Genomic DNA, 12,936 nt, shown 5'->3' on the forward strand with positions numbered 1-12,936 from the left:
CCAAATCTACTCCGCAGCAACGGCAGCAGGGCCGCCCCCGGGGTTAAAAGTATCGTGCTTACGACCCAGTGCACGCAGACGCAAGCGATCCAGCGTGAGATAGACAACGGGAGTGGTGTAGAGCGTCAGCATCTGACTCACGATCAAACCGCCGACAATCGTAATGCCCAGCGGCCGCCGCAGCTCCGACCCCGTGCCGGTACCGAACGCCAGCGGCAACGCCCCGAAGAGCGCCGCCATCGTCGTCATCAGAATAGGACGAAAACGCAGCATGCACGCCTCAAAGATCGCATCTTCCGTATTCATGCCACCCTCGCGCTCGGCCTGCAACGCAAAGTCGATCATCATAATCGCGTTCTTCTTCACAATGCCGATCAGCAGCACAATCCCGATGATCGAGATGACGTTCAAGTCCGTCTTGAAGAGCATCAGCGCAAGCATCGCGCCAACACTCGCCGAGGGCAGCGTCGAAAGAATCGTCAACGGATGCACCAGGCTCTCGTACAAAACTCCCAGCACAATATAAACCGCAAGCAGCGCAGTCAAAATCAGCAGGGGCTCAGTCCCCAGCGACTGCTGATACGCCAGCAGCGTCCCTGCGAAAAACCCATGCACCGAGGTCGGCGTCCCCAGCCTCTGCTGCATCTGGGCAATCTCAAGCGTCGCGTCGCTCAACGACATCCCGGGAGCCAGATTGAACGACACAGTCACCGAAGGAAACAACCCGGTGTGATTCAGAGAGAGCGGAGTCGTATTGGTCGTAGACGTCGCCATAGTAAACAACGGGACATTGCCGCTGGCCGTTGTGCTGCTCGTGCCGGCAGGATGAAAATAGATATTCTTCAATCCCTCCGGCGTCTGCCAGTACTCCGGCGCGACCTCCAGCACAACGTAGTACTGATTCAGTTGGGTATAGATGATCGAAACTTGCTGCTGCCCAAACGCGCTGTACAACCCCTGATCGAGCGACTGCGCCGTCTGGCCCAGCTTCGCCGCCGTCACCCGATCGTAAGTAAGCAGCTGATCCAGTCCCCCATTCTGCTGATCCGAGCTCACATCCAGAAACCCGGGCAGATGCATCATCGCCGCTAGCAGCTTAGGACCCCATGTAGAAAGATCCGTAACGTTATCAGCCTGAATCGTGTACTGATAGAGCGCGTTGCTCGAACGTCCGCCGATACGAAGATCCTGTGACGCCTGCAGAAACGCCGAGGCCCCTGTCACGCGGTTCAACTTCGGACGCAGCCGATTGATAATATCCGGCGCTCCGATCTTGCGAACGTTCAGCGGCTTCAGCGTCACAAACATATTCCCTGTATTCGTGGCCCCGCCTCCACCAGTAAAGCCGATCACATTCTGAACCGCCGGATCGTTCTTCACGATATTCGCAACTTCCTGAAGTGCCGTATTCATCGAAGCGAACGAAGCATCCTGCGGCCCCCGAACCGCCCCTGCCAGCGACCCCGTATCCTGTTGCGGAAAAAATCCCTTCGGAATCTTGATCACCAGCGCCACATTCAAAGCGATCGTCAGGAGCAAAACAGTCAGCGTCAGTACAGGATTTTCCAAAACCCAATGCAGGCTCCGCCGATAGATGGAAAGCACCCAGTCAAAGAACCTCTCCGACGCCATATACAACCGGCCGTGCTTCTTCTCATGCTCGCTCCGCAGCAGATAAGCGCACATCATCGGCGTCGTCGTCAGCGAGATCAACATCGACACGAAGATCGCAGTAGAAAGCGTCACCGCGAACTCGCGAAACAATCTGCCCACAATCCCGCCCATCAACAGCAGCGGAATAAAAACCGCAACCAGCGAGATGCTGATCGACACAACCGTAAAACCAATCTCCTGCGCTCCCTTCAGCGCCGCGGCAAACGGAGCCATCCCGTTCTCGAGATGTCGCGTGATGTTCTCCATCACCACAATCGCATCATCCACCACAAACCCGGTCGAGATCGTCAGCGCCATCAGCGAAAGGTTGTCGATGCTGTAGCCGAACATGTACATCACCGCGAAGGTCCCGATCAACGAAACCGGAACCGCCACCGCGGGAATCAACGTCGCCCTCCCGTTTCGCAAGAAGAGAAACACCACCACAATCACCAGCGCGATAGAGAGCAACAGCGTTCGCTCCACATCGCTCACCGACGCACGAATCGTCGTCGTGCGATCCAGCACAATCGTGGTATCGATCCCCTTCGGAATCGAAGCCTCCACCGATGGCAGCTCCGCCCGAATACGATCCACCGTATCGATGATGTTGGCCCCAGGCTGCCGAAAGATAATCAACATCACAGCCCGTTTGCCGTTCAGGTATCCTGCCGCACGCAGGTTCTGCGTTGAATCGACCACATCCGCCACGTCAGATAGCCGCACCGCCGACCCACTATTGTAACCAATGATGATCGGCTTATAGTCCTCCGCATGTGAGATCTGATCATTCGCAACGATGTCCGCAGACACATCTCCGTTCGTGATCTGCCCTTTCGCCAAATTCGAATTCTGCAGACTCACCACCGACTGCACATTCGCCATCGTCATCCCGAAGCTCGCCAGCTTCGTCGGATTCACCTCAACGCGAACCGAAGGCAACGCACCTCCACCCGGATTGACCTGCCCCACTCCCTGAATCTGCGAAAGCTTTTGCTGCACCACCGTCGAGGCTTCGTCATACAGCTTGTCCGGCCCATATTTATCGGACGTCAAACCGAGAATCATGATTGGAGCATCAGCCGGATTCACCTTGCGATAGGTCGGATTCGCCGGAAGATTTGCCGGAAGATAAGTTCTCGCCGCGTTGATCGCCGCCTCAACATCACGCGCCGCGCCATCGATATTCCGGCTCAAATCAAACTGAATCGTCACCGACGTCGAGCCGAGGCTGCTCGCAGACGTCATCTCCGTCACACCTGCAATGTGCCCAAACTGCCGCTCCAGCGGTGTCGCCACAGACGACGCCATAATCTCGGCGCTCCCACCCGGCAAACCCGCACTCACCGAGATCGTCGGGAAATCCACCTGAGGCAGCGGAGACACCGGAAGCACATTGAACGCAATCGCCCCGGCAATTGCGATCGCAACCGTAAGCAGTGTCGTCGCTACAGGCCGATGGATGAACGGCGCAGAGATGTTCATGGCTGCCCCGCCGGCTCTAACTCGCCTCCACCCTGCTCCTCTTTCTTCGACCTCTTCGAAAACCGATGCGAAAGGTTGTCAAAGAAGATGTAGATCACCGGAGTCGTATACAGCGTGAGCACCTGGCTCACCAGCAGGCCGCCCACCATGGCGATTCCAAGCGGCCTCCGCAACTCCGAGCCGATACCCTGACCAAACGCCAACGGCAGGCCACCCAGCAACGCCGCCATCGTCGTCATCATGATCGGACGGAAGCGCAGCAGACACGCCTCATAGATTGCATCGGTCGAGCTAAGCCCGCGATGGCGCTCTGCATCAAGAGCAAAGTCGACCATCATGATTCCGTTTTTCTTAACGATGCCTATCAGCAGAACCAGCCCAATAATCGCTACAACACTGAGATCCTGGTGAAAGAGAATCAGAGAAAGAAACGCACCCACACCCGCCGAAGGCAGTGTCGAAAGAATCGTAACCGGATGAATAAAGCTCTCGTAAAGAACACCCAGAACGATGTACACCGTCACCAGCGCAGCCAGAATCAGCAGTGGCATTCCCGAGAGCGAGTTCCGAAACGACGCCGCAGTCCCCTGAAAGTCCGCCTGCAGGCTCGCCGGCATGTGCATGTCCTTCTGCACCTTCGTAATCTCGGTGATCGCCCCACCCAGCGCAGCATTCGGCGCAAGATTGAAGGAGACCGTAATCGCCGGGAACTGTCCCTGGTGCGTAATCGAGAGCGCCTCCGTCGTCGTCTCAAAGTGCGAGAACGCGCTGAACGGCACTGCATTGTTGAACGCGGAACTCGTCGTCCCGGCCGAAGTCGCACCCTTGCTCGAGGTCGAATTCACGGTGCTCGAAGTGAGCGCATTGATCGGAGGAGCCAGCGTATTCGCCGAAGCGGTAAACAAAGCAGAGCCCGTCAGCGCATTCGATCCCGCCGAGCTAGAGCCATTGCCCGAAGAAGACGTCGCCGCCGCGCCACTGGTCCCCGACGCCGACCCCGACCGAATATAGAGATGGTTCAGCTTATTCGGATCGAGCTGAAACTGCGGCTCTGCCTCAAGAATCACGTGATACTGATTCAACTGCGTGTACATCGTGTTGATCTGCCGTTGGCCAAACGCATCATAAAGCGTGTTATCAATCGTCGTCGGCGCCACACCAAGCCGCGAGGCCGTCGCGCGATCGATCACCAGCGACACCGCCAACCCGCCCAACTGCTGGTCCGTCGCAACATCCTCCAGCTCCGGCAATTGCTTCAAACGAGTTACAAATCGAGCCGTCCAATCGTTCAACTCATTCTGATCCGGATCCTCCAGCGTGTACTGATACTGCGTGCGGCTCACCCGGTCATCCACCGTAATGTTCTGCACCGGCTGCATGTAGATCTGAATATCCTGCACATCTTTCAGCTTCGACTGAAGCCGCCGAATCACATCGGAGGCATTCAGGTCGCGATCTTCGAGCGGTTTCAGGTTGATCGACATCCTTCCACTATTCGTAGTGATATTCGTTCCATCCGCTCCAATAAACGACGATAGGCTCTCGACAGCGGGATCCTGCAGGATCACCTTCGCCACCTCCTGCTGCTTGGCCGCCATCGCCTTCGACCCAATCGTCTGCGGAGCCTGCGTAATTCCCTGGATCACGCCCGTATCCTGCACAGGAAAAAATCCCTTGGGAATAATGATGTACAGATAAATCGTCAGCATCAACGTCGCAAGAGCAACCAGCAGCGTAATCGTCTGGTAGCGAAGCACAACCTTCAACGTCCGCCCGTAGAACGCAATCATCCGCTCAAAGACGTGCTCCGAGGCTCGATAGAAACGTCCCTGCTGCGCTTCCGGATTGTGTTTCAAAATCCGCGAAGCCATCATCGGCGTCAGCGTCAGCGAAACCACTGCTGACACAACGATCGTCACCGCCAGCGTCACCGCGAACTCACGGAACAGGCGGCCGACAACATCTCCCATGAACAACAGCGGAATCAACACCGCAATCAAAGAGACCGTCAACGAAAGAATCGTAAACCCGATCTGCTCTGCGCCCTTCAGCGCCGCCTCCATCGGCGTCTCGCCCTCTTCCAGATAACGCGAAATGTTCTCCACCATTACGATCGCGTCATCGACGACAAATCCAGTTGAGATCGTCAGCGCCATCAGCGACAGGTTATCCAGGCTATAGCCGAGCGAGTACATCGCCGCAAAGGTTCCAATCAGCGACAGCGGCACGGCCACACTCGGAATGATCGTTGCATACAGGTTCCGCAGGAACAGGAAGATGACCAGCACAACCAGCCCGATGGTCAGCATCAGTTCAAACTCAACATCGCTCACAGATGCCTGAATCGGTGTCGTCAGGTCAGTAAGAGTCGTCACCTCGATGCCCTTCGGCAGATTGGCCTCAAGCTGAGGCAGTAACTTCTTAATGCTCTCGACTACTTTGATCGTGTTTCCACCCGGCTGGCGTTGCACGTTCACGATTACAGCAGGCGTCTGATTCATCCACGCAGCCTGCGTCGTGTTCTCGACGCCATCACGAATGTGCGCGACGTCGGTCAACATCACCGGCGCGCCGTTGCGATACGCAACCACAACGCTTCTGTAATCCTTGCTGGTTACAAGCTGATCGTTCGCGTCGATCTGGTAGTCCTGCCGCGGCCCGTCGAAGTTTCCCTTCGCGGCATTCACGCTGCTCTGGCTCACCGCCGTACGCAGATCTTCAAGATTGATGCCATACGACGAGAGCGCTGTAGGATTCGCCTGTATCCGCACCGCCGGCTTCTGTCCTCCGCTGATGCTCACCAGTCCCACGTCTTTCACCTGCGAGATCTTCGGCGCCAACCGCGTATCGACCAGATCCTCTACCTGGGAGAGCGGCACCGTCTTCGAAGTAATCGCCAGCGTCAGCACCGGCGCATCTGCAGGATTCGTCTTGCTGTAGATCGGCGGCGCAGGCAGATTCGCCGGCAGAAAGCTCTGCGACGCATTGATCGCCGACTGCACCTCTTCTTCCGCGATATCGATGTTCAGGCTGAGGTTGAACTGCAGCACCACCACCGACGTCCCGCCCGAGCTGCTCGAGGTCATCTGGCTCAACCCCTGCAATTCGCCGAACTGGCGCTCCAGTGGCGCCGTCACCGTCGTCGCCATCACCTGCGGACTGGCGCCCGGATAGAACGTCAGCACCTGAATCGTCGGATAGTCGACCTCGGGCAGCGCCGAAACCGGCAGTTGCGTGTAACTCACAATACCGACTAGCAGAATCGCGGCCATCAACAACGAGGTTGCGACCGGTCGCAGAATAAACGGACGAGATGGACTCAAGGAGCGCTACTCCCAGCAGTTGCTGCGGCAGAAATCGGCTTATTCGAAACGCTAACCTTCGTCTTGTCCTGCAACTTGTCGAAGCTGCTGTTGGCAACCACATCTCCGGGATTGATCCCGGTCACCTGCGTCGTCTCACCCTCGATCACCCCCGGCTTCACCGATCGCATATGCGCCGTATCGTTCTGCAGAACATAAACAAACGAAGCCGCGCCGTTATGCTGAATCGCGGATGTCGGAATCAGCGTCGCTCCCTGCAGCGTATTCACCAGCAGCCGCGCATTCACAAACTCATTCGGAAACAGCGACGAATCCTTGTTCTCGAACGACGCCCTCGCCTTCACCGTTCCCGTCGTCGTGTCAATCTGGTTATCCAGCGTCAACAACGTCCCCGTCGCAATCTGCTTCAACGCCGCGCGGTCAAACGCCTCGACAGGCAACTTCGCCTGCTGACGAAGTCGCGGCTGAATCTGCCCCAGATTATCCTCCGGCACCGTAAAGATCACCGTGATCGGCTGTATCTGCGTAATCACCGCAAGCGTCGTCGTCCCCGAGGCCTGCACCACGTTCCCCGGATCGACCAGTCGCAAACCAACCCTTCCCGCAATCGGCGCTCTGATATGGCAGTACCCCACCTGAATCTGATCGAACTTCACGATCCCTTCGTCGTTCTTCACCGTGCCCGCGTCCTGCAGCACAATCTTCTCCTGATCGTCCAGCGTCTGCTTCGGAATCGCATTCCTCGACCACGCATCGCGATACCGATTCAGATCCATCGTCGCCTGCGCCAGTGTCGCCTGATCCCGCTCCAGCACACCCTGAGCCTGCATCAGCGTCGCCTCAAACGGCCGCGGATCGATCTCAATCAACGGATCGCCCTTCCGCACAGTCTGCCCCTCCTTGAAGCGCACCGCGACCACCGGCCCCGTCACCTGGCTCGTAATCGAAGCCGTATAAACCGGCGTCACCGTCCCAATCGCCTCCAGGTACACACCGATATTGCCCTTCTGCGCCGTCGCAGTCGTCAGCGCCACAGCCCCGCCACCGGCTCCGCGCTTGGGAGCTGCGCTCGTGCTCGAATCGTCGTGATGCCGCAACACCAGATAGAAGCCAACAGCAAAGATCAGCAGCAAAACGATCCACACAACAACCCGAACGAGCTTACTTCCGGGCGAGGGCGGAAGAGGAGCCGGCAGTTGATGATCCGGCCCCACGATGGGGTGCTGTTCGTGCGATTCGGCTGGCAATACGTCTCCCTTGCCACATCAGAGATTTTTTTTGGACAGAAAATGTACAGCAGGTCCGTAACCCTATCGACGGATGAGCCCGTACTTAAAGACTCAGCTCAGCCCTCACAACCATCAACTTTTTCTGATCAACAGCTCCAATAAGCAATGACCCCTCAATAAGATGCCTGCGAAACTCCGCACGATGCCCCCACCCTGCCCCTCCCCGCCCAGTCTCCGATTGAGCCCACCGCCCCCCGCATGGTATGATTACGAATCGGCAGACTACCCTTCACCCGGTAGCGGTCAGGAGCGACCCCGCTCCCAGTACCACCCTTCCCGACCCCGTTTTGAGGCTTCTTTCACTCAGGCGCACGTCCCCGGGAATCTTCTGCGACTCAGGATTGGAGCACTTCGTCATGGCACAAAAATGTGATCTTTGCGGCAAAGGCCCGCAGTTCGGCAACAACATCTCTCACGCCCACAACACCACCCGTCGTCGTTGGAACGTGAACCTCCAGCCCGTCAAGGCCCAGGTCAACGGCGGCAGCAAGCGCATGCGCGTCTGCACCAGCTGCATCAAGACCGGCAAAGTCGTCAAGGGCTAACCGCCTCAAAACCCCAAAAACAGAACGCCCCAGCCGCGACCTAGCCGGCTGGGGCTTTTCCTGTTTTTCAACTCAATCTACTGCTTCTTAAATCACTGCTTCTCAAATCACTGCTTCTCAAACCCCAGCGAAGCGCTATTGATGCAGTACCGCAACCCCGAGGGCTTCGGCCCATCCGGGAACACATGCCCCAGGTGAGCCCCACAGGTTGCACACTGCACCTCCACCCGCCTCATCCCAAGCGAATTATCCTCGATCGAAACAATCGCATCCGGCGAAACCGGGTTCCAGAAGCTCGGCCACCCGCTCCCCGACTCGAACTTTTTATCCGAGGTAAACAAAGGCGCATTGCAAGCCCCGCAGTGATACACCCCGTCCTCATGGTTATTCACCAGCGCCCCGGTAAACGCCCGCTCCGTCCCGCCCTCGCGCATCACATGAAACTGCTCCGGAGTCAGCAGCTCGCGCCACTCCGCCTCCGTCTTATGAACCTTCTGTACCTTTGTCGCTTCGGCCATTACTCAAACCTCCTGTCGTGCAATCGATTAGATGCCCAGGCCCAGGTTATGTTTCAAGCCGCTCCCTTGGCGATCACTTCAATCTCCACCAGCGCATCCTTCGGCAGTCCGGCCACCGCCACCGTAGACCGCGCCGGCGCAACCACCCCCTCAGGCGCCAGGTACTTCGCATACACCTCGTTCATCGCCGCAAAGTCGCCCATCGACTTCAGAAACACAGTCGTCTTCACCACATGGCTCAGATCCAGCCCAGCCTGCGCCAGCACCGCCTTCACATTCTCCAGCGCCCGAACCGTCTGCTCCGTAATCCCCCCGGCAACCAACTGCCCCGTAGCCGGATCCAGCCCAACCTGCCCCGACCCAAACAACGTATCGCCCACCCGCACCGCCTGCGAGTACGGCCCAATCGCCGCCGGAGCCTCTTTCGTAGAAACTGCAGTCTTCCCCTGATCGCTCATGCGGCCTAGTCTATCTGGTTCCCAGGCCAAAGAAAATCGGCCACAGTCATCGGCCGCAATCTAGAGAAAGCTATCCCCAGGTATTCCTCGCCCATTGAATCAGCTGGATCATCGCCGGCCCAGCCGAAGCAACGTTGTTGAGCTCTGTGGTGAAGGGCCAGAAGAAATACTCCTCTTCCTCGGCAACCAGCACGGCGACAATGTAAGGTCCGTCGTCCCAGAACGCGAACATCGGCCCCCCGGAGTCTCCGTGGTTTGCATCGCCATTCTCGGTCTCCAGTTCGAGCGCGTCTCCGTGATCGTTGCTGTCCTCATCATCATCGTGGAAGCTGATTCCGCTTTGAGAGGACGGCTGCTCTGCGCCGGCCACGTCGCCTGGGTACCCGACAAGAGTCCAGTAGTTCCCATCGTTCCAGCCCGTGTCATAGGACTTCGCTCCAAAGTAGCCCAGACTGTCCCCGAGACGATCCTGCAGACGGAGCACGGCATAATCGAAGGCAGGCGCAGGGTTCGACAGGTTATCGACGTAGGTTGAGGCGTCCACGACATAAGATGAGACGTTGGAGCCCAGCGTGGAAACCCCCTCAAAGTAGGCAGGAATGAACTGGATCATGGCAGGGTTCGAGTTCCACGGCACGCAGTGCGCCGCCGTCAACACGATATCCGGCCCCACCAGCGCCCCCGTGCCAAACTCCGAGGGCACGAAGCTGTACGGATCGGTATAGATCAGCAGCTTCCCGATGCACTGCAAAGGGTATCCAGACGGGAAAAACGGCTGCCGCGCATCCTGACCCCAGATGTACAGCGGCGTCACACGATCGCCGTTCTTGCGCCGCATCGTCGGTCGCGGCATCCGCGTCACCATCTTCGGGTGATAGATCTGGTCGGCCCATTCAGGGCGGAATGGCGGAGGCACAGGCAGAGTCGGGCTGTTGCGCTTCCCCTCGCCAGGTGGAGGCAGCGGTAGCGTCGGCGCTTCGTTGGCCTCGCCCGGACGCAGAAGATGAAACTTCTCAATGGGCTTCCCGCGAATGATCTTCACATCGCCCTCAACCTGCCAGGACACCGTCCCGTCCTTCGTGCGGATCTGGCGAATCGCCTTCTCCAGGTTGAACTTGCTTCCTGCATCGGGAATCGTGTAGGTGTTGGAACTCTTCAGGGAATGAAGTTCCTTGGGCGATGGCTTGTGTTTGTAAATATTGTCGAGCCGGAGAATTTGATCTGCGCTCAACGGCGGCTTGGACGTGGTTTGCTTTCGAGCAACTCTGCTCTTTGCGCTCATAAACGCCTCCCCTGTCTTCTATGGGGCCCGCGATCGTAAAGCTTCCCGAATACTGAGACCAAGAACGAGCAAAGTATACGCCTGTCTTCAGCTACCAGCTACCGGCAGGAAAATGGCCTGGTCAACTAAAAAAACCGACCGAACTGCACTTTCAATCCCATGACAAATCAATAATAAATATTTTTCTCGAACCGCGGCACTTGTCCTAAATCGGTCATATATTGGGGGCGAGGTGAACAACATGGGAATTATGGATATGATTCAATCACTCGCTGGTCAGACCGGAGCCGCAGCCGGCACCGATCAGGCCAAAGTTGCAGGTGGCTTTATTGAAGCGCTCACCCAGCACCCCGAAGGAATTCAGGGCGTTCTCGACGCCTTCAAGAACAACGGAATGGCCGAGCACGTCAACAATTGGGGCGCAGGTCAGGCCACAACAGCCACTCCCGAACAAGTGCAGCAGGGCCTCAGCGGAACCGGCCTCATCGAGTCGACCGCAGCGAAAGCCGGCGTCTCGCCTCAGATCGTCCAGGTAGCCCTCGCCACCGTCCTGCCTATGGTCATCCAGCACTTCGCTCCCAACGGGCAGGCTACCCCGACCAGCTCGATGGGCAGCATGGCGCAGAGTCTTCTCAGCAAATTCGTCTAGCCCGTCATCTTTTCGAGAGCGGGACTTACTTCGAGCAGGCGCCGGGGCCACAGCGCTCACTCCCAAAACAGCATCACACAACAGTCAGCCAAGCTGACCAAGGAGAAGCTACGTCATGGCAGATCTCAACGCTTTGAAACAGAAGTACGCCGGTGTCATTGAATCCCTGCAGAAGTTCGCCCCCTACGGAGCCACCCTCGACGCAGTCGACCTCGACGGCGAGCAGCTCCACATCAAAGGTACCGTTCCCTCCAGAGTCATCCTCGAGCGCGTCTGGGACAACATCAAAAAAGCCGACCCCACCTACTCCGACCTCCACCACGAGATCGCCAACACCGGCGGCGACACCCAGGCCTACACCATCAAATCCGGCGACACCCTCGGCGCCATCAGCCAGCTCTTCTACGCCACCGCCAGCAAATATCCTCAGATCGCCCAGGCCAACAACATCGCCGACCCCAACAAGATCAACGTCGGCACCACCCTTCAACTCCCCGTCATCACCTAGGGCGTTCGCACGCCTTTTTAGAGCTTCGCGTGGCCCTCCCGTTGGTCGGAATCATCTTCCTCGCGACCAACGGGAGCGGCCAACCGAAGGGGTATACCCATCACGAAGTGATCGCCGCGAACCGGGGTCCCCGCAAACAGGTCTTCGTTTACGGGGTGGCCACGCGCAGGGCGCACTTCCGCAGCCAGCCGCTGAAAGGCCCAAACTGCCAGCACCGTAAATACGATCGCCTGCATCACGTGTATCCAAAACCAATTGTCAGTTCCACCGTCCCGGACCAGTCGTCGCGCTACGTCATGCGGCCACACCAAGGTAAAAAATGTCAGGTCGCCGATCATGTGAGGCAGAATGGCCGGAAGCGTAGAGTTGGTGAGATACGCCGTCGTGCCAAACCCAACGCCCACAAGAAAGTACACCAGAAGCTTTGGCCACAAGATGCCATGAGCGAAGTGCGCGAAGGCAAACACGAGGGAGGAGACGGTGACCGCGACCCAACCGCGAACTTCCCGTTCGAGCGCGACCTGAAAATATCCGCGAAACCCAGCCTCCTCCATGAATGGCGCAACCAGGGACCCCATCAGAATCATGAGGGCTACAGTCATGCGGGGATAACTCGACATATCTGGGAGTGCGTTGGGTGGCATCTTGACCAATCGGAACAGCACGATCCAGTATCCAGCCAACGCAACCACAGATAGAACACCAGCAGCGAATGACCACAGGTAGGTCCGAGCAGATCTTCTGTTGGCCCGCAAGTAGTGGCGTCGCGCATCGGATGTGCTCCGTGGCCATCCCTTTCCACCCAGATAGCTCCACATCAGCCACAGCAGAAGGGTCATCACGGGAACGGACCAGGGAACCGCAGGGCTGCTCCGAAGATTGGTGACGAGCAGGGCACTCCAGATACCGCCGGCGAGAATGGTGATAGCAAATGCCAATAGACCAAAGCCGATGATGCTTAAAGTGCGAGTAGCAAAAGAACTCTCTTTCTCCATCTCCGCCTCCGCTTGCTGCGCAAAACTACGGCTGCAATTTAATCACTTTGCGCTGAGACGGTCTCCTTCGCACGAACAGGATCAAAGATCCTGTCAAGCCCCCTCACCACGAAAACCCGCGCCAATCCAGCAGATTCGCGTGGCGTATCAGTTACCCTCCATCCGCTATACTGAATACAGATCGAAAAAGCCCCGGCCAACCCCGGGGCTTTTCCTATGGAGGCTGCTAAA

Annotated in this window: 10 protein-coding genes; 3 read left to right on the forward strand and 7 right to left on the reverse strand. The window is 57.7% G+C overall.

The window, feature by feature from the left end:
• Positions 1-6: 6 nt before the first annotated feature.
• The 3 genes from HDF09_RS10050 to HDF09_RS10060 are packed head-to-tail and all read right to left on the reverse strand — an operon-like array spanning position 7 to position 7,708.
• Entirely contained in the window at positions 7-3,138 is a 3,132-nt protein-coding gene (locus HDF09_RS10050; RefSeq protein ID WP_183765434.1) for an efflux RND transporter permease subunit, read from the reverse strand.
• Complete coding sequence (locus HDF09_RS10055) at positions 3,135-6,461, reverse strand: efflux RND transporter permease subunit (protein ID WP_183765437.1); 3,327 nt, start codon at positions 6,459-6,461, stop codon at positions 3,135-3,137. Before HDF09_RS10055 ends, HDF09_RS10050 begins: the two co-directional genes overlap by 4 nt.
• Positions 6,458-7,708 carry an efflux RND transporter periplasmic adaptor subunit gene (locus HDF09_RS10060; protein WP_183765440.1) on the reverse strand — a complete coding sequence of 417 codons (1,251 nt, stop codon included), beginning with the start codon at positions 7,706-7,708 and terminating at the stop codon, positions 6,458-6,460. The genes HDF09_RS10055 and HDF09_RS10060 overlap by 4 nt, the downstream gene beginning before the upstream one ends.
• Before the next feature lie 398 nt (positions 7,709-8,106).
• Between HDF09_RS10060 and rpmB the strand changes: the two genes are divergently transcribed.
• The gene (gene rpmB / locus HDF09_RS10065) at positions 8,107-8,295 is read left to right on the forward strand and encodes a 50S ribosomal protein L28 (RefSeq protein ID WP_179581183.1); all 189 of its coding nucleotides are present in this window, start codon (positions 8,107-8,109) and stop codon (positions 8,293-8,295) included.
• A gap of 107 nt (positions 8,296-8,402) precedes the next feature.
• On the opposite strand, the gene msrB is transcribed toward rpmB, so the two are convergent.
• From msrB to HDF09_RS10080, 3 genes are all read right to left on the reverse strand, one after another.
• Positions 8,403-8,813 (reverse strand): peptide-methionine (R)-S-oxide reductase MsrB, encoded by a 411-nt coding sequence (gene msrB, locus HDF09_RS10070; protein WP_183765443.1) that lies wholly within the window; start codon positions 8,811-8,813, stop codon positions 8,403-8,405.
• 53 nt (positions 8,814-8,866) lie between these two features.
• Positions 8,867-9,271, reverse strand: a complete 405-nt coding sequence (locus tag HDF09_RS10075) for a RidA family protein (RefSeq protein WP_183765445.1) — start codon at positions 9,269-9,271, stop codon at positions 8,867-8,869.
• A gap of 70 nt (positions 9,272-9,341) precedes the next feature.
• Positions 9,342-10,553, reverse strand: coding sequence for a trypsin-like serine peptidase (locus tag HDF09_RS10080; RefSeq protein ID WP_183765448.1), 1,212 nt, complete (start codon positions 10,551-10,553; stop codon positions 9,342-9,344).
• A gap of 256 nt (positions 10,554-10,809) precedes the next feature.
• On the opposite strand from HDF09_RS10080, the gene HDF09_RS10085 reads away from it, so the two are divergent.
• Together HDF09_RS10085 and HDF09_RS10090 are read left to right on the forward strand one after the other, a co-directional pair.
• On the forward strand, positions 10,810-11,202 hold the full coding sequence (locus HDF09_RS10085; protein ID WP_260177888.1) for a YidB family protein: 393 nt from the start codon (positions 10,810-10,812) through the stop codon (positions 11,200-11,202).
• 115 nt (positions 11,203-11,317) lie between these two features.
• On the forward strand, positions 11,318-11,710 hold the full coding sequence (locus HDF09_RS10090; protein WP_183765454.1) for a LysM peptidoglycan-binding domain-containing protein: 393 nt from the start codon (positions 11,318-11,320) through the stop codon (positions 11,708-11,710).
• Between the two features lie 17 nt (positions 11,711-11,727).
• Here the strand turns inward: HDF09_RS10090 and HDF09_RS10095 are convergent, their stop codons facing one another.
• Entirely contained in the window at positions 11,728-12,705 is a 978-nt protein-coding gene (locus tag HDF09_RS10095) for a CPBP family intramembrane glutamic endopeptidase (RefSeq protein ID WP_183765457.1), read from the reverse strand.
• Positions 12,706-12,936 lie beyond the last annotated feature (231 nt).

Source organism: Edaphobacter lichenicola, assembly GCF_014201315.1.
In the GTDB taxonomy this organism is placed as follows: domain Bacteria; phylum Acidobacteriota; class Terriglobia; order Terriglobales; family Acidobacteriaceae; genus Edaphobacter; species Edaphobacter lichenicola_B.

Coding starts and splice junctions, on each gene's coding strand:
- HDF09_RS10085 (WP_260177888.1), top strand. CDS start 10,810: ATGATTCAATCACTCGCTGGTCAGACCGGAGCCGCAGCCGGCACCGAT.
- HDF09_RS10075 (WP_183765445.1), bottom strand. CDS start 9,271: ATGAGCGATCAGGGGAAGACTGCAGTTTCTACGAAAGAGGCTCCGGCG.
- rpmB (WP_179581183.1), top strand. CDS start 8,107: ATGGCACAAAAATGTGATCTTTGCGGCAAAGGCCCGCAGTTCGGCAAC.
- HDF09_RS10095 (WP_183765457.1), bottom strand. CDS start 12,705: ATGGAGAAAGAGAGTTCTTTTGCTACTCGCACTTTAAGCATCATCGGC.
- HDF09_RS10090 (WP_183765454.1), top strand. CDS start 11,318: ATGGCAGATCTCAACGCTTTGAAACAGAAGTACGCCGGTGTCATTGAA.
- msrB (WP_183765443.1), bottom strand. CDS start 8,813: ATGGCCGAAGCGACAAAGGTACAGAAGGTTCATAAGACGGAGGCGGAG.
- HDF09_RS10050 (WP_183765434.1), bottom strand. CDS start 3,138: ATGAACATCTCTGCGCCGTTCATCCATCGGCCTGTAGCGACGACACTG.
- HDF09_RS10080 (WP_183765448.1), bottom strand. CDS start 10,553: ATGAGCGCAAAGAGCAGAGTTGCTCGAAAGCAAACCACGTCCAAGCCG.